Origin of the sequence: Limibacterium fermenti, assembly GCF_041902845.1 — a bacterium.
Lineage (GTDB): Bacteria > Bacteroidota > Bacteroidia > Bacteroidales > Dysgonomonadaceae > Limibacterium > Limibacterium fermenti.
This window is the reverse complement of the sequence record NZ_CP159486.1, coordinates 372,107-391,910: the sequence shown is the minus strand read 5'-3', so window position 1 is coordinate 391,910 and position 19,804 is coordinate 372,107. Positions and strand designations below refer to the sequence as shown.

At 48.3% G+C, this 19,804-nt stretch carries 19 protein-coding genes; 12 read left to right on the top strand and 7 right to left on the bottom strand.

The features are described 5' to 3' along the window. Positions 1-7 precede the first annotated feature (7 nt). Entirely contained in the window at positions 8-478 is a 471-nt protein-coding gene (locus ABNK31_RS01745) for a hypothetical protein (protein ID WP_418894035.1), read from the top strand. A gap of 531 nt (positions 479-1,009) precedes the next feature. Here ABNK31_RS01745 and ABNK31_RS01740 read toward each other — a convergent pair. The 4 genes from ABNK31_RS01740 to ABNK31_RS01725 form a co-directional block, all read right to left on the bottom strand. Next, positions 1,010-1,681: a hypothetical protein gene (locus ABNK31_RS01740; protein WP_418894034.1), complete on the bottom strand. Its 672-nt coding sequence runs from the start codon at positions 1,679-1,681 to the stop codon at positions 1,010-1,012. A gap of 321 nt (positions 1,682-2,002) precedes the next feature. Continuing rightward, positions 2,003-2,548, bottom strand: coding sequence for an RsmD family RNA methyltransferase (locus ABNK31_RS01735; protein ID WP_418894033.1), 546 nt, complete (start codon positions 2,546-2,548; stop codon positions 2,003-2,005). Further along, entirely contained in the window at positions 2,539-3,354 is an 816-nt protein-coding gene (locus ABNK31_RS01730; RefSeq protein WP_418894032.1) for a DUF3822 family protein, read from the bottom strand. The genes ABNK31_RS01735 and ABNK31_RS01730 overlap by 10 nt, the downstream gene beginning before the upstream one ends. A gap of 66 nt (positions 3,355-3,420) precedes the next feature. Next, on the bottom strand, positions 3,421-3,843 hold the full coding sequence (locus ABNK31_RS01725) for a type II toxin-antitoxin system VapC family toxin (RefSeq protein ID WP_418894031.1): 423 nt from the start codon (positions 3,841-3,843) through the stop codon (positions 3,421-3,423). Positions 3,844-4,141: 298 nt separating this feature from the next. Here ABNK31_RS01725 and ABNK31_RS01720 point away from each other — a divergent pair, with 298 nt between their 5' ends. The 5 genes from ABNK31_RS01720 to ABNK31_RS01700 all read left to right on the top strand — a co-directional run bounded on the left by ABNK31_RS01720 (position 4,142) and on the right by ABNK31_RS01700 (position 8,952). Further along, complete coding sequence (locus tag ABNK31_RS01720; protein ID WP_418894030.1) at positions 4,142-5,563, top strand: ATP-dependent DNA helicase; 1,422 nt, start codon at positions 4,142-4,144, stop codon at positions 5,561-5,563. Positions 5,564-5,728: 165 nt separating this feature from the next. After that, on the top strand, positions 5,729-6,562 hold the full coding sequence (locus tag ABNK31_RS01715) for a hypothetical protein (protein WP_418894029.1): 834 nt from the start codon (positions 5,729-5,731) through the stop codon (positions 6,560-6,562). A gap of 15 nt (positions 6,563-6,577) precedes the next feature. After that, the gene (gene rsmI, locus ABNK31_RS01710) at positions 6,578-7,246 is read left to right on the top strand and encodes a 16S rRNA (cytidine(1402)-2'-O)-methyltransferase (RefSeq protein ID WP_418894028.1); all 669 of its coding nucleotides are present in this window, start codon (positions 6,578-6,580) and stop codon (positions 7,244-7,246) included. Positions 7,247-7,300: 54 nt separating this feature from the next. Then, a complete protein-coding gene (locus tag ABNK31_RS01705; RefSeq protein WP_418894027.1) occupies positions 7,301-8,155 on the top strand; it encodes a hypothetical protein in 855 nt (284 codons plus the stop codon). Between the two features lie 104 nt (positions 8,156-8,259). Then, positions 8,260-8,952 (top strand): YjjG family noncanonical pyrimidine nucleotidase, encoded by a 693-nt coding sequence (locus ABNK31_RS01700; RefSeq protein ID WP_418894026.1) that lies wholly within the window; start codon positions 8,260-8,262, stop codon positions 8,950-8,952. Positions 8,953-9,037: 85 nt separating this feature from the next. Here the strand turns inward: ABNK31_RS01700 and ABNK31_RS01695 are convergent, their stop codons facing one another. Then, a complete protein-coding gene (locus tag ABNK31_RS01695) occupies positions 9,038-10,084 on the bottom strand; it encodes an asparaginase (protein WP_418895346.1) in 1,047 nt (348 codons plus the stop codon). Between the two features lie 450 nt (positions 10,085-10,534). Between ABNK31_RS01695 and ABNK31_RS01690 the strand changes: the two genes are divergently transcribed. Beyond that, positions 10,535-11,797 carry a phosphoglycerate kinase gene (locus tag ABNK31_RS01690; protein ID WP_418894025.1) on the top strand — a complete coding sequence of 421 codons (1,263 nt, stop codon included), beginning with the start codon at positions 10,535-10,537 and terminating at the stop codon, positions 11,795-11,797. A 207-nt stretch (positions 11,798-12,004) separates the two neighbouring features. Here ABNK31_RS01690 and ABNK31_RS01685 read toward each other — a convergent pair whose 3' ends face one another. Both ABNK31_RS01685 and ABNK31_RS01680 read right to left on the bottom strand, forming a co-directional pair. Continuing rightward, entirely contained in the window at positions 12,005-14,437 is a 2,433-nt protein-coding gene (locus tag ABNK31_RS01685) for an HRDC domain-containing protein (protein ID WP_418894024.1), read from the bottom strand. Positions 14,438-14,540: 103 nt separating this feature from the next. Further along, on the bottom strand, positions 14,541-15,581 hold the full coding sequence (locus ABNK31_RS01680) for a DUF3810 domain-containing protein (RefSeq protein WP_418894023.1): 1,041 nt from the start codon (positions 15,579-15,581) through the stop codon (positions 14,541-14,543). 32 nt (positions 15,582-15,613) lie between these two features. On the opposite strand from ABNK31_RS01680, the gene ABNK31_RS01675 reads away from it, so the two are divergent. From ABNK31_RS01675 to ABNK31_RS01655, 5 genes are all read left to right on the top strand, one after another. After that, on the top strand, positions 15,614-15,982 hold the full coding sequence (locus tag ABNK31_RS01675) for a hypothetical protein (RefSeq protein WP_418894022.1): 369 nt from the start codon (positions 15,614-15,616) through the stop codon (positions 15,980-15,982). 68 nt (positions 15,983-16,050) lie between these two features. After that, positions 16,051-16,743 (top strand): ABC transporter ATP-binding protein, encoded by a 693-nt coding sequence (locus ABNK31_RS01670; RefSeq protein ID WP_418894021.1) that lies wholly within the window; start codon positions 16,051-16,053, stop codon positions 16,741-16,743. 24 nt (positions 16,744-16,767) lie between these two features. Beyond that, positions 16,768-17,145 carry a four helix bundle protein gene (locus ABNK31_RS01665; protein WP_418894020.1) on the top strand — a complete coding sequence of 126 codons (378 nt, stop codon included), beginning with the start codon at positions 16,768-16,770 and terminating at the stop codon, positions 17,143-17,145. 93 nt (positions 17,146-17,238) lie between these two features. Continuing rightward, on the top strand, positions 17,239-18,411 hold the full coding sequence (locus ABNK31_RS01660; protein ID WP_418894019.1) for an ABC transporter permease: 1,173 nt from the start codon (positions 17,239-17,241) through the stop codon (positions 18,409-18,411). Between the two features lie 87 nt (positions 18,412-18,498). After that, positions 18,499-19,770, top strand: coding sequence for an ABC transporter permease (locus tag ABNK31_RS01655; protein ID WP_418894018.1), 1,272 nt, complete (start codon positions 18,499-18,501; stop codon positions 19,768-19,770). The last annotated feature ends 34 nt before the right edge of the window (positions 19,771-19,804 follow it).

The window sequence follows — 19,804 nt, the reverse complement described above, 5'->3', positions numbered from 1 at the left end:
CATTAATATGAAACTAACCGATTTATTCGCCGGTGAAGCCGGCAAGCTCGTCGAGACGGTAGGAAACGTCATCGACAATGTCGCCACCTCGAAAGAAGAGGTGCTGCAACACGAACTCGAAATGAAGAAGGCGGAAAACCAATATCAGGTCGATATGCGCCGTCTGGGTATTGAAGAAACGAAAACCATCCTGGCCGACACCGATAGCGCCCGCAAACGCAACGCTGAAGTCGAAACCAGCGCAAACGCCACGCGTCTATCCAAAAACATCTCATCGTATCTGGCCATCCTGACCACCGTGCTCACCTTCGCCTTGTTTTACTTGGTCATCTTCCGCAACGACACCATTCATACCGATGTCAAGGATGTGGTGATCTATCTGCTCGGCGTTCTCAGCACCATTCTGACGCAGGTGTTCAGCTTTTACTTCGGCGCAGCGCGCACCAAGGACAAAGACGATAAAGACAAAGGGCTATAACAAATAACGACTTTCCGAAAGCTATTCGTTAGCCGACATGAATCACAATCGGATTCCACGGGCGAATACACGCTCGACAAAGACCAATCCGCGTCTCCGGCGACCAATACACACCCGACAAAGACGAATACGCTTCCCCGCCGACCAATACACACCCGATAAACGCTTCGCATCGTCTCCGGGAACTTCGAATCACCCTACATCTCCTTCGCATCGTCTCCGGGGACTTCGAATCGTTCGACAAACACTTCGAACGACTCCCCAGAGGCTTCGAACGACCTGACAAACACTCTGAACGACTCCCCCGGGACTTCGAATCGCCCGACACGCCCTTCGCATCGTCTCCGGGCACTTCGAATCACCCTACATCTCCTTCGAACCGTCTCCGGGGACTTCGAATCGTTCGACAAACACTTCGAACGACCTCCCAAAGACTTCGAATCGCCCGACACGCCCTTCGAATCACCCTACATCTCCTTCGCATCGTCTCCGGAGATTTCGAATCAGCAGATCAGTACCTCAACCGACCTCTCATTCCACTTTGTCACGTCTAAGCGGGCGGGGTGAAAAATCCACAGCCGCATAAATCTCTTCAACGAAGTTGGCAATTTCCGCGCAACAACCGGTAAAGGGCTTCAGTTTAGGATCCGGCGGCACAGAGCGGCTGTTACGGTAAGCTGTGAAAAAATTTTTATTGGAGAAAAGCCGGCTCTTTTTTTCGATTGCCGGCACGCATTGTTTCAGAATAATATCGGGATGCACCGGGGTGTCATAGACGACGGTATCGCCCGGTTGGAGCACTTCGGCCACCATTTGGCCGGCCCGAACCAAAGGCGTGATGTCGGACGGCTCCCCGTTTTCGGAAAGGGAATCGACGGCGATAATAAAGAAGTTGCATTTACGCAACATATCGACATCGGTGGTAAGAGTCACTTTTTTATCGACGACTTCAAGGAGTTGGTTCACCCGTTGCACATCGCGATCGAATCCGATGGTTTGAAAGCGTGACGAGAATGACAAAACATTAGAGAGACCGGTTTTACCCAGTCCCATCACACCGATTCGCGGACTGTAATAACATGCCGGAGTCGATTTAAAAGACTCTCTCATGACCTTGTTATCACGTTGGATTAAATGATCCGACATTTCTTCATTACTATTCACGGAATCATCCTTTTTGTAAAAATCGAGTTTCTTCATCATAAAGTAAAGATAAGCTGCATTATACCGCCATAGAAAGGTCTTCGCCTAATGAACGACTTATCTTTTTTGTACCATTTATTTAGGCTGGCAAAGATACAATAATAAATTTAAAATACCGTTTGAAACGGTTGGAATTACGATTTCTCCAAGCTAACCTCTCCGCCCGGGCCTCGTCTATTTACTCTTTCTAACTTCCCCCAAAAGGGGAAGAACTGCGGGCGATGGTATTATCAGTCACAGTCCGCCATCCACCTCTTACCATTCTCTACTCTCTACTCTCTATTCTCTACTCTCTATTCTCTATTCTCTATTCTCTATTCTCTATTCTCCACTCCCCCTCTTAAACATCGAAAAGTGCACATTCCCGTATATCCTCTCCTCCAAGAAGAAAGGCAACTCCGAAAAGTTGTAGTTTCGCGAATGCTCCATCACCATCCATCCGTCAGGCTTGAGCAACCCCCGCTCGAAGATAAGCGACGGCACCGCGCCCACTTGCGGATGATCGTAAGGCGGGTCGGCGAAGATTAAGTCGAACGCCTCCGTGCAGCCGCGAAGATACCGGAACACATCCTCCCGCAAAGCCAATAACTCCGGAGCATCCAGCGTCTCTTTGGCAAGCGAGATAAAGCGGTGATGCTGCACGCTCATCTCCACGCTCACCACCCGCGGGCAGCCTCGCGACACCATTTCGAGGGCGATGCTTCCCGTGCCCGAAAACAAGTCGAGCGCCGAGGTCTCCTCCCACTCCAGCCGGTTGGAAAGGATGTTGAACAGGTTCTCCTTTGCAAAGTCGGTCGTCGGCCGGGCTTTCAGGTTCGACGGTACCCGAATGCGGCGTGATTTATATTTTCCGCTGATTATTCGCATAGCCGTACGATAATATCGGTGGGGATAGAAGCCACTTGTTGTTTGGTAAGGGAAACCGGAGGCGTCAAGACCACCGGCTCCACATGGCGGATAAGCTTTCGCAGCGTATCGGCCGACTCAGGGCGGGCCGCAAGATCGCCCGACAGGAACAGGATGTCCGTATCCTGATTCATCGACAACTTCTCCCACACGCTGGCAATAAAGTACAACGCATCGTAGCGTTTTTTATCCGGAAAGCTGTTGGTCGACAAAAGCCGGTCGCCCGCAAAACAGACCACCGTGACGTACGTGTCGTTGAAATCGACAAAGCATCGCTTGACGTCTTCATCAGCGCGATACGAAGCCCAGGCGTCGATGAGCGGAGACGTATAATGCCGGAATTGCGGGTAGGATAAGTTCCGCGACAGAAACGAATGAACTTTTTCGTCGACACCATACACCACATGCAACGACCCGTCGCATACCGCATCGGAAAGAACGGTTTCCGAGGGCTCTTGGAAGTTAAAATCGAACAGTTCCGCGGCGCGCTTCTTCTCGAAAAAGGCGTCGGGCACCAATGTGAAAGCCGGCGAAGCGGTCACGACATGGGTCGCCCGGAAGAACTGGGTGAAAATATTGAAATCGAAGATCAGCTTCTGCACATTTTCGGCATACGACAAGGCATTGCCGAAAGAGGTTTTCTGATAATGAAACACCGAAGCATCGGTAGGACAATGGATGCTATACGCAAATTCGTCCGCCGCCAGCCGCAGCGTCAGTACATACTTTTCAGAATAAGCCAAATCAATATTTTCCGGTAAAAACATATATTAAATGAATATCTTTTTTCAAAAAAACGGCGACAAGGATTCTATTCGAGTAAAGGATAGGTATTATCGCTTATTGAATACAAAATCCAAATGTTGCCCTGTATAGTGTTCAAATTGCCTGTCGGATGATATCAGCGTTAGCTTCTCCGTTATGGCATGTGAAATAATGGCGTGATCAAAGGGATCTCGATGCCTCGGCGCGACTTCGAGCTTCGATAACGTATTTAAATGTTCTTTAGAGAACGGCAGGATTTTAATGTAAAAGACATCTTCTATCGCTTTCAAAAAATCTTGCGCCGTATGATATTTCTTTGTACTTACTTTTTTATTTCTGTAAAGTTGAAGGAGTTCGAGAACAACAACAGAACTTGTATTCAATTCATTATCGTAATCCCCTAATATAGATGCGACCTCTTCAGAAATATTATCCAACTCTCCCGACATCATAAATATCAGAATATTCGTATCCAGCAAATATCTTGACATAGCTTCATTTCAAGACTGCTTTCATGTCTTCAATCTTACCTGTACCCTCATGAGCTAAAGCGGCAAGCCACGTTTTAGACACTCTTTTATGCGGCCTTTTAGTTACAGGTTTCACTGTTGTCTTTATTTTCTTTGACGTTTCCATAACGAATCCTTTCTATTATAGAATTTATTTTTATTCCAACTACAAAAATACAAAATAGTTTGGAGCGTTAGGTGAAAACAGGAAAAAACTATCTGAACGATACGCATGGAAGTAGAATAATTTTCGTACTTTTACCCGAAAAATAACCCGGTAATGATTCATCAGTTCTTCATCGATAAAGTAAAATCCCATTTCCCTTTCGACTTCACCCCCGACCAACGGCAAGCGCTCGAAGCTATTGTCGACTTTCTGTTTTCGAAAGAGTCGGAACGCATCTTTTTGTTAAGAGGATATGCGGGCACGGGCAAGTCATCGCTTATCGGGAGCTTGGTCAAGACGATGTCGGGGTTCAATCAGAAGACTGTCCTGCTGGCTCCCACGGGACGGGCGGCGAAGGTCTTTTCGGGGTATGCCGGACAGCCCGCGTTCACTATTCACAAGAAGATATACCGCCAGAAGAAATTCTCGGAAGACGCGATGGACTTCGGACTGGCGGAAAACTTGCATGCCCACACCTTATTCATTGTAGACGAAGCGTCGATGATCAGTAATGAGTCCGACGGCTATTCGGTCTTCGGCTCGGGGCGCTTGCTCGACGACCTGGTACGCTATGTCTATGCGGGGCAGGGATGCCGGTTGTTGCTGCTGGGCGACACCGCGCAATTGCCTCCCGTGAAAGAGGAGTTCAGTCCCGCACTCGATGCCGACGTCTTGCGCTCTTACTCGCTTGACGTGACGGAGGCTGTCCTCACCGACATCGTTCGGCAGGCCGAAGCGTCGGGCATCCTCTCCAATGCCACCCGCCTGCGAAATGCCTTGCAACTCAACATCACCGAAGACTTTCCGCGTCTGTCGACGGATTCGTTTGCCGACATCAAACGCATCAACGGCGCCGAACTGATCGACGAGATCTCCGACGCTTACCGCCGTGACGGCATCGAGGAGACGATTGTCATTTCGCGCTCCAACAAGCGGGTCAACGCCTACAACAACGGCATCCGCAACACGGTGCTCTACCGGGAGGAAGAGTTGTCGGGCGGCGACTTGCTGATGATCACCAAAAACAATTATTTCTGGGTCGACGGCTTCGACCGGCTCGACTTTCTCGCCAACAGCGAGTTCGTGGAAGTGTTGCGCATACGCGGATACGAGGAGATGTACGGCTTCCGTTTCTGCAATGTGCTGCTGCTCCATCGCGATTACGACATCGAGTTCGACGCGAAGATCAACCTCGACGTGCTGCACACCGAGGTGCCGGGAATGACCCGAGAACAAAACAACGCGCTCTTCGAAGCGGTGATGGAGGACTATGCCGATCTCTCCCAAAAGCGCCAACGGTATAAAAAGGTGAAGGAGAACCCATACTTCAACGCCTTGCAGGTGAAATACGGATATGCCGTAACGTGCCACAAGGCGCAGGGGGGCGAATGGAAAAACGTCTTTCTGGATATCGGTTACATTCAGCAATCGTATATGGGCGACAACTTCTACCGCTGGCTCTACACCTCTATTACACGAAGTTCAGAGAGACTGTATCTCGTCAACCTCCCGAAAGAGATGGTAAATGGAGAATGACAAATAACGAATTACTAATTACTAATGACTAATTACTAATGACTAATTACGAATTACTAATTACGAATTACTAATTACTAATGACAAATGACAAGCCTCTAACCTCCAAAAAATCCCGGTTTCATAGTGATGGTTACCGAAATATGATTACTTTTGTGTATTGATTTGAAGAGGATTCATCAACAGAATCCGGAACAATCGCTCAAGAAAAGGAAAATAATAGTCTCGATGCAGGAAAAGAAAAAAGAACATATCGATCGGCTTCTCACCGAAATAAATAAACTGGAAGAACGTGTGTTGACGGTAAAACGCAACGACGCCGTGCCGTTTTCGTTTATTTCTGATGCGTTCACCCGGCTACAGGAGATGGAACGTTTGCTGCATAGCCTCGATACGCTGCAAATAGAAGAGATGAAGCTACAAATGCAACGCATGGTCGCCGCGCTGGCGGAATCCGGCGCGAAAAACCAAGCGGACAACAAGGAGACTCCGGCTTCCGCTGAAGGCATTCAGCCGGCTACACCGCCCCTTACCGGGGAACACGTATATACGCCGGAGGAAGAACCCCTGGAACATACGGCGCCACAAGTCGAAATCCTCAAAGAGGAGACGATGGTCAAACGCAACCGGTATGCCGAGGGCATTACGCTTCCCGAATATATCAATCCGAGGATGCAACGTGCTCAAGCGGCACAAAACGAACTCCCGGTTGCCGGCGAAGATACGGAAACGGAGGGGGAGAACCCGTCCGCCGAGACCGCAACGCTTTCTGCCGGCGTGCCTTTCATGAAACGGCGGATGAGCCTCAATGATCGCTTTTTATTTCAACGCGAACTCTTTCACGGCGACCGCGAAGAGATGAACACGATGATGCTCAAGCTCGAAGCGTTTGAATCGCCCGAGGAAGCGGAGAACTATCTACGGGAGCATACCTCGTGGGATTTCGACCACCCCGTGGTGAAAGATTTTCTCCGTGTGGCCGGCAAGAACGCCGTATAACACGCAAACGGGATTATGGGAAAGCTGATTGTCGTCCCCACCCCGGTGGGAAATCTGGAAGATATTACATTGAGAGCGCTCAATGTGTTGAAAACGTGCGAACGCATACTGGCCGAGGATACTCGTACGAGCGGCGTGTTATTGAAACACTTCGGCATCGAAACGCCTATGCAGTCGCATCATAAGTTTAATGAACATCAAACGGCGCAGTCCATTGCCCAACGCCTGAAAACGGGAGGCGACATGGCGCTGATCTCCGACGCCGGCACGCCGGCCATCTCCGATCCGGGCTTTTTGCTCGTGAGGACTTGCCTTGAGGAGGGCGTGGAGGTCGAATGCCTGCCGGGCGCCACGGCTTTTGTGCCGGCGCTGGTGGAATCGGGATTGCCGAACGACCGCTTTTGCTTCGAGGGCTTTTTACCCCAAAAGAAAGGACGCCAGACTCGTTTGAAAGAGTTGGCCGAAGAAAACCGCACCATGGTTTTCTACGAGTCGCCCTACCGGGTAGTGAAAACATTAACGCAATTGGCCGGCGCTTTAGGCGGCGGGCGGCGGGCATCGGTATCGCGCGAGATTTCGAAGATCTATGCCGAAACGGTACGGGGGAGCTTGGACGAATTAATCCGGCATTTCACCGAACAGGAACCGAAAGGCGAATTCGTAATCGTGGTTGCCGGACTTTAATAATAAACTATTTCTGAGATTATTCGTTTAATAAGAACATAAAAAACAGATTTTATGAAAAAAGTAGGAATGATATTTTTTGTATTGGGACTGATTGTCTCTTGTACAAATGTAAAAGAATCGAAAGAGTATAAGCAGTTGGAATCGGAAAGAGATTCCCTGCTGAGCCAATCTTCGGCTTCCGATGCGGAAGTATCGGAGATGATGTCGGTCATTAGTGAAGTGGAAGCCAACTTCGACAAGATCAGGGAAGCCGAGAAGTATATCTCGACGCAATCCTCGCAAAGCGGCGAAATGAATAAGGACACGAAAGCCCGCGTCACCGAGAATTTCCAGATGATTACCGAAGTATTGCAACGAAACAAAAAACAGCTTGCCGCACTCAATAAGAAATTTGAGAACAGCAACTCGCAGGTCGCTTCGTTGAAGAATACCATCGACCGCCTGAACCGCGAAATGCAGGAAAGCGCAAATCGACTAACCGAACTTCAAGCGGAATTGGTGAAAAAAGACGAACAGATCGCCCAATTGTCGAGCGATATCGAATCGTTGGCTGTCGAAACAGAGCAGCAGTCCTCTACCATTCAGCAGCAAGACCGCACGTTGCACACGGCTTATTACGTGTTCGGCACGGCGAGCGAACTGAAAGATCAAAAGATTTTATCGGGCGGATTCTTACGAGCCACCCGTGTTTTGCAGGATACTTTCAACAAGGAGTATTTCCTCGAAATCGATATCCGCGACGTAACGCAAATCGCTTTATACGCTCCCAAAGCCAAACTGTGGTCGACGCATCCCGATGGAACGTATGAACTGGTAAAGGGTTCCGACGGCAACCTCACCCTTCAGATCACCGATACGCAACGCTTCTGGAGCTTGACGAAGTATCTGATTATAGAAGTAAACTAACGTTTTAAAAAACTTTCAATTTTATTAAATTCATCATGAAGGGTGCCTGAATATCTTTTTGGGCATCCTTCTGTTTTTATCATCCATCCCCACATCACTTTATTATGGCATACAAGAGTATTTTTCTTGATTTGGACAATACGCTTTGGGATATCAATCAAAACGGAAGGGAATGTTTGGAGGAGGTCTATCACGATTATGAATACAACCGCTTTTATCCGACCTTCGAAGAATACTACGCGGTTTATCTTCCCAATAACAATCATTTATGGAGCTTATACAGTCAGGGAGGGATTGATAAGGAAGAACTGACGATAGAGCGCTTTCTTGCGCCACTACGTCCTTTCGGGGTCGATGACCCGGAATATGCAAAACATTTAAGCCTGGATTTTCTTGAGCGCACGACGCGCAAAACACGCCTCATGGAGGGGGCAAAAGAGTTGCTCGATTATTTGAAACCGCGTTACCGCATGCATATTCTCTCCAACGGATTCAGCGAAATACAGTATAAGAAGATTAACAACTCGGGACTGGCGCGTTATTTCGACAAAATCATTCTTTCAGAAGAGGCCGGAATCAACAAGCCGCACCCCGACATGTTCACCTATGCCTTAAAGAACACCAACTCCCGGCGAGACCAAACCATCATGATCGGCGACAGTTGGGATGCGGATATTGTAGGAGCCTACCGGAGCCGTATCGCACAAATATGGTTCAACCCCGCCGATGCCTGTCCCGACGGATTTGATCCGACATTCACCGTCCGGTCGTTAAAGGAAATCAAAGAGATTCTATAGATTCGACTATTTGTAATTTGTAATTTGTAATTTGTAATTTGTAATTCGTAATTCGTAATTTGCAATTGTCTCCGCCCATCAATCTCTATCTCACCGTCAGTTCGCCGCACAATGGCAGTTCCATCAGCCGCCGCACCTGCTCCGGCGACTCGCCTTCGCCAAAGAGGATCATCAGCTTGGCCAATGCCGCTTCAGTCGTAATATCGTATCCGCTCGCGACGTTCACCTTTTGCAGGTGCTGGCCGTTTTCGTACCGTCCCATTTGCACCCCTCCGTAAAGACATTGCGTCACATTCACGATGGCGATGCCTTGATGAATCGCCTCCTGAAGAAGATCGACAAACCATTTATCCTGAAAAGCATTTCCCGACCCGTATGTTTCCAGTACCACACCTTTCAATCCGGGTATGGACAAAACCGCGCGCACCGCCTCCTCCCGGATACCCGGAAAGAGCTTTAAAATAGTCACATGCGAGTCCAAATCAGAATGGAAGTCTACCGGCTTGTCGTAATCGGGTTTTAAAATAAATTGATCTTCATAGCGGATATTCACCCCCGCCTCGGCCAGATAAGGATAATTCGGACTGTTAAACGCACTGAAATTATCGGCATTGACTTTCGTCGTCCGCACTCCCCGCATCAGCAGATTTTGCAAATAAATGCAGACTTCGGGCACGATAGGCCGGCCGGAACCGTCGGCAAACTTGTCGGCGGCAATTTCAAGCGCCGTTATCAGATTTTCCTTTCCATCGGTACGCAGTTTGCCGATAGGCAGTTGCGATCCGGTAAGGATCACCGGTTTGGTCAGGTTCTGAAGCATCAGTCCCAATGCCGATGCCGTATAAGCCATGGTATCGGTACCATGGAGGATGACAAAACCGTCGAACCGGTCATAATGTTGCTCGATAACCTTTACGATCTCTTTCCATTTCGCCGGAGAAACGTCCGACGAATCGATCGGCGGGTCGAATAAGCAGGTATCTACCTTAAACTTCAGCCGCTTGATCTCCGGAACATTCGAATGCAAATGGCTAAAGTTAAAAGGTTCCAAAGCGCCGGTGTAAGCATTCTCGACCATGCCGATGGTACCCCCCGTATAGATAAGCAAAACGTTTGCGTCTTTATCGATCATATCTACATTTTCCCGCAAAAATAACAAATTGCTATTCATTGTATATCTTTTTGCTAAAAAACTTTTCCATCTCTTTGCCTCCCGCTCCGGACACGCATCTATTATTTGTCTATGTATCGAACGAAAGAGACGTACATTTGTTTATACATAGGCGTCGGATGTAACAAAAGAGCACGAAAGGACACTCGATTTTATTAAAACCGTTTTTAAAGAAAAACTTTTCGCTATCGGGAACATCGGTCGATGCAACGCCCCGATAAGCTTAGACGACCGTTGCGCATACGGCCGAAAGTTTTCAACGGAAAATATCGCACAAACAAGACATTATTCTTATCTTTGCGATGCTATTGTCATTGCGGGTCAGACCCGCAATTTCTTAGCGAAACGAGTGCGTGTAGTTTCTTATTCAAGCATTCAAACGATTATTATTTCAACTAAAATACTGTAGTTATGCAAACAATTGACAATTTTAATTTTGCCGGAAAGAAGGCATTTGTTCGTGTGGATTTTAACGTTCCTCTGGACGAAAACCTGCACATTACCGACGACACCCGTATCCGTGCGGCCATACCGACCCTTAAGAAGATATTGAAAGATGGGGGAAGTGTCATTATCGGCTCGCATTTGGGACGTCCGAAAGGCCCGACTGATAAATATTCCTTGAAACATATTCTTCCCCGCGTATCGGAATTGCTGGGAGTGGATGTACAGTTTGCCGACGACTGCATCGGTGAAGAAACGGCAGCCAAAGCCGCGGCGTTGCGCCCGGGCGAAGCGTTGTTGCTCGAAAACCTCCGTTTCTATGCAGAAGAAGAAGGCAAGCCTCGCGGGTTGGCCGAAGAGGCGAGTCCCGAAGAAGTAGCCGAAGCGAAAAAGGCGGTGAAGGAATCGCAGAAACAGTTCACCGAAACACTGGCTTCGTATGCCGACGTGTATGTGAACGACGCTTTCGGAACGGCACACCGCGCACATGCTTCCACGGCTTTGATCGCCGATCATTTCGACGCCGATCATAAATTGTTCGGTTATCTGCTGCAAAACGAAATCAAGGCAATCGAAAAGGTGCTGAACGAAACACAACGCCCGTTCACCGCCATCATGGGAGGTTCGAAAGTTTCGTCGAAAATCGATATCATCAAGAACTTGTTGGACAAGGTAGACAACCTCATCCTGGCAGGCGGAATGACCTATACGTTTGCCAAAGCGTATGGAGGAAAGATTGGAAAATCGATTGTGGAAGACGATAAGCTGGCATTGGCTCAGGAAATTGTCGACCTCGCCAAAGAAAAAGGCGTGAATCTGGTATTGGCTACGGATGCGAAGATCGCCGATGACTTCAATAATAACGCGAAATCGGATTTCGTGCCGGTAAAAGAAATTCCCGACGGATGGGAAGGGTTGGACATCGGTCCCGAATCGGAAAAGGCATTCACCGAAGTCATCAAGAACTCCAAAACGATTTTGTGGAATGGCCCGGTGGGAGTATTTGAATTCGACAATTTCGATCATGGCTCGCGCGCGGTAGCCAACGCCATTGTGGAGGCAACAAAAAAAGGCGCATTCTCGTTGATCGGAGGCGGTGACTCGGTTGCTTGCATCAATAAATTCGACCTCGCCGACGAGGTATCGTACGTTTCGACGGGCGGTGGAGCATTGCTCGAGTTTATTGAAGGAAAAGTGCTTCCGGGAATCAAAGCGATTCGCGGATATTAAGAAGCTGTTTTGAATTTTCCGAAGATATGATTTTTACCGGGGACGCCGCTTCGAGCAACGTCCCCGGTGTTTTTATTTCTTCAACTGCCGGAGGCATTATTATATCTCATTTCACTCACGATACAAATCCTAATTCAACAATTCATCACCCCACATTTACACATTTGCTAATTTGCTAATCTACTAATTTGCTAATCTGCTAATTTGCTAATTTGTTTTTCTGGAAGCGACGATCATCATGATTTCGATCGTGGAAAAGTCATCTTTCAACGCATGATATAGCGAGTCGCCCGGACGGAGCGACGCCAATCTTTTTTCCGCGAGTTTCAGCCGCTCCTCCGGCACCAGATCGGAAGCACGTAACTCTCCCGTCTCCACAAACTTGGCAAGATGCGTCCCGACGGTCGAAACCGCTAACTTGCGCTCGGTGGCGATTTCCTGTATCGTACGCCCCGACAGATACATTTCCAACGTAATACGCCCGCTCCCCCCTTTAGGCTTTTTCGTCTTTTCCGTTTTTTTCTTCTTCGACGAAGACTCTTTCTTCGCCATACGCGATTCAAGATGATGCTTTTCGCAATATTGCCCGATAACAGACAAAAACGCAGAGCCGTACTTCTCCACTTTGGCCGGCCCGAAGCCACTGATTTGAAGCAACTCGTCTTCATTTTGCGGCAAATATTCCGCCATCTCGTACAGGGTCTTGCTCGCGGCCACCATGTAAATGGGCAAATCGAGCGGCTCGCAAATCTTGTTCCGCTCTTCCGCCAACAGATAATACAGTTCGGGGAACGACAAATCGGATTTTGTCGTCTTCGCGGCAGCATATGCATTCACCTTGAAATCGGGAAGCTTGAACCGGTTTTTCGCATCAAAATACGCATCGATACTCGCATCCTCCTTCAAACGGGCGAGCAAATGCTTCTTCAACATCAGCTCCGAAAAAATATCTTGAACCGCTTCATTATATTCTTCGGCATGTGCTCGACTGTCGGTCACGGCGGGCGAGTGGCGCAACGCGTCCTCCAAATGCCGCAGTTTCGGCGAAAAGAATGCCTCGGATGCCTCCAGCCGGGCAAGCAAATACGCTTCGTCGACAGGTTCTTGCCGGAAGATAAAACGCAATTGCGTCTGGAACTTTACCGCCACCGCCTGTATCTCCCCCAACTCTTTCCGCAGGCTTTCGACATAAGTACCCGTTTCTTCGTTAAACGACTTCTGCGCCTCGCGGATCTTCGTCACCAACCGGTCGCTTAACGAAAGGACAAATGAAAAATCAAAGACGGAAAGCAGCAGGTCGAGGCGGTAGTTTTTCCGTGATTCGTCGAGCTGTTTTTCCAATAAGCCGCCCGATTGCTTCAGATTTCCGTATTCGACAATCCGGCGATTCGTATGAATACTCTCCGGATGGATTTTACTCAGTAATACAACGCCCTCCAACGAACGGCATCGGCTTAAGGCCACATAAACCTGTCCGGGGGCGAACGCCTGTCCGGCATCGATAACCGCTTTATCGAAGGTCAGGCCCTGGCTTTTGTGTATCGTAATCGCCCATGCCAACCGCAACGGATACTGTTTGAAACGCCCGGCCACCTTCTCTTCGATTTGCTTTGTCGACGGGTCGGCCGTATAGCGTATATCTTCCCACACGGCAGGCTCGACGTCAATAAGTTCGTCTTCCCCGCAACGCACCGTAATACGGTCGTCGTCAATCGTATCCACGACCCCGATCTTCCCGTTGAAAAAGCGCCGGGGCATTTCGGTATCGTTTTTCAGAAACATCACTTTCGCTCCGATTTTCAATTCGAGCCGTTGCTCCGTCGGAAAACTCTTTTCGGGATACGCGCCCTCTATTTCGGCGTCGAAAATATACGTCTTCCCTTTGATTTTTGCCAGTTCTTCCGAATTAATAAGATCGGCTTTATAATTATGCGTCGTCAGGGTAATATAATTGTCCTCTTCCGGCGGCACAAACGACGGATCATAGCGACGCTCCAGCGCCTGAAGGCTTTCGGCGCACAAGCTATCGTTGCGCACCTCATTCAGGATACGGATAAAATCTGCGTTCGTTTGACGGTAAATCTTCTCAAACTCGATATATACCGGTGGCCGTTGGGCGATAACCAAACTATGAAAAAAATAAGGGCTTGGATAGAATTGCGACAATAGTTCCCATTCGTCGTCTTTCACTACGGGTGAGAGCTGGAACATGTCGCCGATAAAAATCACCTGTACGCCCCCGAAAGGTTCGTTCGGGCGATAACGGTAATAGCGCAGGGTATGGTCGATGGCGTCGAGCAGGTCGGCGCGCACCATACTGATCTCATCAATCACCAACAACTCCAACTCTTGCAGAATCCGCCGCCGTTGCGAACGCATGCGCGCTTTGGCGATGAGGTCTTTTTTTCCTTCCGGGGTAGGAAAGAATGGCGACAAAGGCAGTTGGAAGAAAGAATGAATAGTCGTTCCCCCGGCATTGATCGCCGCGACGCCTGTGGGAGCGACCACCGCCATTTGTTTGCCGGAAGCCTCTTTCAGCCGGTGCAGGAACGTTGTTTTCCCTGTCCCGGCTTTTCCCGTGATAAATAAATTACGATTGGTATGAAGCGCAAAATCGAACGCTATTTGATTATTGTCCATTGATACAAAATTTTGCCGACCTCTTCTATGGATATCGGAAGAAGAAAAACAAAAATACTGGAAATATGCGACGATTCAAAATTACGAAACAAGTAAATCGCTATTACTGAATGATACCGTAACTGGAAATTAATAGGCCTACCACTTCGGAATAGTTGCCTTGCCCCGAACGGATCTTATTGGTTTTCAGATATGCGTCATACATTTTATCTTGAGCACCGGACAGCGACTCGTCCCGCACCGCAAGCCAATGCTCCCTATTCCGCTCCATATCGGCCATAATTTCAGGGCGGATGGACGAAACCATCGATTGATAGTCATCGGGAAGGAACCTGCGCACATCGCCCAACACATACCGAAGCGCCGATGCGTAAGCGCTGTACCGGATTTTATCGTTATTGCTGCCGGCACAAACGATAAAAGCATATAAGTTTGCTTCCGATTCGGGTGCGATGCCAAACTGATGCGCCATTTCATGTGCCAACGTAAACGGATACGTAAAATTCAGGCTATAGTTATTCACATGAATTTCATTGAAAAACGGGCCAAAATATCCCGAAACGCCTGTTTTCGAATATACCGGCTCGAACATCATCGGCTTCACTCTTCTTTTGCCGTTTGGATAAGGCGTTTTTAGCGCCGGATGCAACAACCGGTACGACTGTTCAATCTCACGGCGGATATCCTCCTTATCCATATTGCTGCAATCCACATACTGGCGGTTGGCATCATCAATGAACCGGACGGCAAAGGTTTTAAGACTTTCCTCTTCGAACTTTATCTCCTGCACATGGCACCGGTTGTAGAAATCTTTCCGGAAATAAGCGATTCCCCAGGAAAGATAAAACCACGCGACAATAATGGCTACAAAACGGATAAAAGAAAAAAGAAAGGCTGAAAATGTGATTTTACGGATGACGGCAAAAACGATCAGCTTTATCAGCAGCAGCGATGCCACGATTAAAAACACGTCATACAAAGAAAAAGGTAAAAGGCCTGAAACAAACGACAGCATGGAGGCGACAACCGGATAAACCGTCTGCATATATCTTTCGGAAAGCGCCGTGCTGCAACTGAAAATAAAGATCGTTGCAACCAATACGCCCACGATGCTCAACAAAAGAATTAATTTTCGCTTTTGCATTTTATGATTGAAAAAAAATTGCGGACTGCCGCATGGCAAAAATACTAAAAAACGTCGAATATTCACACAAAGCCTGCTCTCCGGAAGTCCCCACAATCACCATCTGGTCTTCCGCATGCGTGCGGAAAAGGCAACGACCGACCGCCGATGTTCCGCCGTTCGCAGGAAGAGACAATAAACACTCGGCGGCCTTCCGCCTACCACCGGAAAGCAAAATAATTCCCGTCAGGCAATTCCGCTTCACGACGGAAACGAAAACGACCGCCCGCCGACGTTCCGGATGCCGCCGGAACGGACAATCTTCCGTTTTTCATACTTCCGGCGCCGGTTTGACCGGCACTTTGTTTAAAGGTGTAACCTTGCGGAAGAAAAACAAGAAAAAAACTATACGATTCTATTAATTTTAGAATAAATTCGTATATTTACACCCAATTAGTATACCCATAAAAAATCAATACATACGGAATAAATGGAAGAGAAAGAAGAAATTATCCGCTTAACAGGCCTTGTGAAACGTTTTCCGGTTGGAAACGGGTTCTTCACAGCGCTCAATCAAATCGATTTAAGCATAAAAAAGGGGGAGTTTCTCGGTTTGGTCGGCCCGAGCGGATCGGGTAAGACCACCCTGCTCAATATTATCGGTACGCTCGACACGCCGACCGAAGGGGAAGCTCTGGTACTAAACCGTTCTGTGGCTTCGTTGACGCCCAAGGAATCGGCGGCTTTACGCAACCGAAGCATCGGATTTATTTTTCAAAGCTACAACCTGCTGCCGGTATATACGGTATACGAAAATGTGGAATTTGCCTTGCTCTTGCAAAAGAATTCGAAAGAAGAACGCCGCAGAGCTGTAACGGATGCGCTCGAATGGGTCGGGCTGGCAGACAAGGCGCAATCGCGCCCCTCGCAACTTTCCGGCGGTGAAAGCCAACGAGTAGCTATTGCCCGCGCCATGGTAAAACGCCCGGCAATTGTACTGGCGGACGAGCCTTCGGCGAATCTCGACGCGAAAAACTCGCATACGATCCTGCAAACCATGCGCAAGCTCAATGAAGAGTTGGATACGACGTTTATTTTCGCCACGCACGACGAAAAGGTGATGCAATACCTCAAACGAACGATACATCTCGAAGACGGGAAGGTGAGGACGGAGGAATTATGAACGATGAACGATGAGTGATGAACGATGAATTATAGAGCAATGGAAGCAAAGAATAATATTTTAAGGGAAAGGACATTTGCATTCGCAATCCGATGCATCAATTTGTACCGGTATCTTGTGGAGGAGAAAAAGGAGTTTGTAATCAGCAAGCAGATGCTTCGAGCCGGAACTTCTATAGGCGCAAATTACAGGGAAGCTCAAAATGCCGAAAGCACGAATGATTTCATTCATAAATTAGGAATCGCCCAAAAAGAATGTGACGAAACCATGTATTGGTTGGAAATTTTGCAAGCGGCATATTTGCTCGATCAAAATACATTCGACAGCATTTATAAGGACGCTTCGGAAATTTTGAAAATGATTAAAAGTTCAATTTTAACAACAAAACAAAAACAGGCATGACTCGTGAACTATGAACCACAATCTATCACCCATACTTCATAATTCATCGTTCATCGTTCATAGTTCATACATCATAGCTCATACATCATAATTATGTTATTACGTACAGCAATAAAAAATATTCTCGGAGCGGGACGGCGCACTTGGTTGAACGTCGCGGTATTGTCGTTTGTCTTTGTGCTGATGGTGGCTTACAACGGAATACTCGATGGCTTTATGAAAAATGCCGTCACGAGCGCCCGCGAGTGGGATGCAGCTTACGGCCAACTATGGAGCGAACACTACGACCCGTATGACATCTTTACTCTTCAGGATGCTCATGAACCCATCCCCGAAGAACTGAACAGAGCTATTACCGCTCAATCGATCACACCCGTGCTTCTGTCGCAAGCGACCGCCTATCAAGGCGGCAACATGCAGAATATCCTGCTGAGAGGTATCGATCCCGAACAGCACATTTTGAAAATCCCGTCAAAAGAATTAGCCTCGGACGAAACCGGTGCGATCAAAGCCGTTATCGGGAAAAGAATGGCGAATACGTTGAAAGCGGCACCGGGCGATAATCTGCTCATTCGATGGCGAGACAAATACGGCGCATTCGATGCGAGGGAGATTGTCATCGCATCGATTTTCGATTCCAACACAGCGACCATCGATGCCGGACAGATATGGATCAGTCTCGACAACCTCCGGCAAATGACTCAGATGCAGGGCGAAGCAACGTATTTCGTCTTATCCAAAGAAAGTTCTATCAGACAAAACATCGGTACGTGGGTCTATAAAGACACCGATTTCCTGTTGAACGATTTATATCTTATGGAGCAAAGCAACCGGGTAGAATCGGTCATCATTTTTTCGATTTTGTTGGCCGTCGCTTTGTTGGCGGTATTCGATACGCAGACGCTTTCCATCTTCCGCCGTCAAAAAGAGATCGGCACGTATGTCGCTTTAGGCATGACTCCTAAACGGGTTACACGCCTTTTCACGTTGGAAGGGACTTCATACAGCATCTTGGCCATTCTCATCAGTTTTATATGGGGCACCCCCGTCTTATATTGGTTTGCAAAAACAGGCCTTAAGCTACCCGAAGGGTATGCCGAAATGGGATTGGGGATGGGTGATGCTATGTATCCGGTCTATCAACCGTCATCGATACTGACGAGCATCATTCTGATTGTTGTCCTATCGATGCTGATTAGCTACATTCCCTCGAGGAAAATCGCGAAAAGCAATATTGTGGAAGCGCTGAAAGGGAGGATTAATTGAACTATGAAGTATGAATGATGAATAAAATATTCATACCTCAACGTTCCAACTCATAATTCATAACTCATAACTCATAATTCATAATTCATGTACAGATTTTTGTGGAAAGGAATTATACGGGATCGAAACCGTAGCCTGCTACCGGTATTGGTGGTAACGATAGGAGTTTTTGCGGTGGTCTTTTCATCCGGGTTTATCGAAGGTACGTTGGACAACATGATCCGCACGACCGCCGACTTCCAAACGGGGCACCTGAAAGTCATGACCCGCGCTTATCTGAATAACGAGGAGCAGAAACCCAACGATCTGGCTTTGTTAGAGTCGGACGCTTTACAAGAGAAGTTGACGAAAGATTTTTCCGGTGTGGAATGGACGCCGCGCATCTTTTTCGGAGGACTGCTCGACATCCCCGACAGGAACGGCGAAACCAAAGCGCAAGGACCGGTCTCCGGGACAGCGTACGACTTGTTAAGCCCCGGTAGCCGCGAAGCCGAACGCATCGGTTTGCAACAATCGCTTGTGTCCGGACATGGCATACAACGGCCCGATGAGATTATCATCAGTTATGATTTCGCCGATCGGTATCAGGTACATCCGGGCGACACGGTGACATTCTTCGGCTCCACCATGTACGGGTCGATGAGTTTTGCCAACTACACAGTGGCGGGAGTCGCCCGCTTCGGCATCGCCCAGCTCGATCGCGGCGCCGTTATCCTCGACATTTCCGACGCGCGCCTTTTGCTGGATATGGATAATGCCGCAAGCGAATTATTCGGCTTCTTGCCCGGCAACCTTTACGACAGCGAGCAGGCGGAAAGGATAAAGGAAAGTTTCAACCGCCAACACACTGCGGAAACGGATGAATATACACCCGTCATGGTACAATTGGCCGATCAGGATTTCATGGGGCAGATGTTGGCCTATATGGATGTCGTTTCGTTGGCGATCGTTATACTTCTGGTCTTTGCTTTGGCGATCGTGCTTTGGAACGCGGGCATACTCAGTAGCATCCGGCGGTATAACGAGTTCGGCGTGCGTCTGGCTATGGGCGAAGAAAAAAAGCATATTTACCGCACACTTTTGGTGGAATCATTATTCATCGGGATTATCGGGTCGGTTGTCGGCACGACGTTAGGGGTGGCGTTGTGCTATTACCTGCAAGATCACGGCATCGACTATAGCGCCATGATGGATAGTGTGAATATGATGATAGATCCCGTGCTCCATGCCCGCGTAACTCGGCAGCTATATTTTATCGGTTTCATTCCGGGTGTCCTGTCCATGTTTATCGGCTCTGCACTGGCGGGAACAGCCATCTACCGGCGCAATACGGCGATGTTGTTTAAAGAACTGGATTAAGCTATTTAAGATTCAAGATTTAAGATTTGATGAT

What these genes read in the sequence shown, in the direction of transcription:
- ABNK31_RS01745 (WP_418894035.1), top strand. Translation starts at nt 8, where the DNA reads ATGAAACTAACCGATTTATTCGCCGGTGAAGCCGGCAAGCTCGTCGAG.
- ABNK31_RS01740 (WP_418894034.1), bottom strand. Translation starts at nt 1,681, where the DNA reads ATGATGAAGAAACTCGATTTTTACAAAAAGGATGATTCCGTGAATAGT.
- ABNK31_RS01735 (WP_418894033.1), bottom strand. Translation starts at nt 2,548, where the DNA reads ATGCGAATAATCAGCGGAAAATATAAATCACGCCGCATTCGGGTACCG.
- ABNK31_RS01730 (WP_418894032.1), bottom strand. Translation starts at nt 3,354, where the DNA reads ATGTTTTTACCGGAAAATATTGATTTGGCTTATTCTGAAAAGTATGTA.
- ABNK31_RS01725 (WP_418894031.1), bottom strand. Translation starts at nt 3,843, where the DNA reads ATGTCAAGATATTTGCTGGATACGAATATTCTGATATTTATGATGTCG.
- ABNK31_RS01720 (WP_418894030.1), top strand. Translation starts at nt 4,142, where the DNA reads ATGATTCATCAGTTCTTCATCGATAAAGTAAAATCCCATTTCCCTTTC.
- rsmI (WP_418894028.1), top strand. Translation starts at nt 6,578, where the DNA reads ATGGGAAAGCTGATTGTCGTCCCCACCCCGGTGGGAAATCTGGAAGAT.
- ABNK31_RS01705 (WP_418894027.1), top strand. Translation starts at nt 7,301, where the DNA reads ATGAAAAAAGTAGGAATGATATTTTTTGTATTGGGACTGATTGTCTCT.
- ABNK31_RS01700 (WP_418894026.1), top strand. Translation starts at nt 8,260, where the DNA reads ATGGCATACAAGAGTATTTTTCTTGATTTGGACAATACGCTTTGGGAT.
- ABNK31_RS01695 (WP_418895346.1), bottom strand. Translation starts at nt 10,084, where the DNA reads ATGATCGATAAAGACGCAAACGTTTTGCTTATCTATACGGGGGGTACC.
- ABNK31_RS01690 (WP_418894025.1), top strand. Translation starts at nt 10,535, where the DNA reads ATGCAAACAATTGACAATTTTAATTTTGCCGGAAAGAAGGCATTTGTT.
- ABNK31_RS01685 (WP_418894024.1), bottom strand. Translation starts at nt 14,437, where the DNA reads ATGGACAATAATCAAATAGCGTTCGATTTTGCGCTTCATACCAATCGT.
- ABNK31_RS01680 (WP_418894023.1), bottom strand. Translation starts at nt 15,581, where the DNA reads ATGCAAAAGCGAAAATTAATTCTTTTGTTGAGCATCGTGGGCGTATTG.
- ABNK31_RS01675 (WP_418894022.1), top strand. Translation starts at nt 15,614, where the DNA reads ATGGCAAAAATACTAAAAAACGTCGAATATTCACACAAAGCCTGCTCT.
- ABNK31_RS01670 (WP_418894021.1), top strand. Translation starts at nt 16,051, where the DNA reads ATGGAAGAGAAAGAAGAAATTATCCGCTTAACAGGCCTTGTGAAACGT.
- ABNK31_RS01665 (WP_418894020.1), top strand. Translation starts at nt 16,768, where the DNA reads ATGAATTATAGAGCAATGGAAGCAAAGAATAATATTTTAAGGGAAAGG.
- ABNK31_RS01660 (WP_418894019.1), top strand. Translation starts at nt 17,239, where the DNA reads ATGTTATTACGTACAGCAATAAAAAATATTCTCGGAGCGGGACGGCGC.
- ABNK31_RS01655 (WP_418894018.1), top strand. Translation starts at nt 18,499, where the DNA reads ATGTACAGATTTTTGTGGAAAGGAATTATACGGGATCGAAACCGTAGC.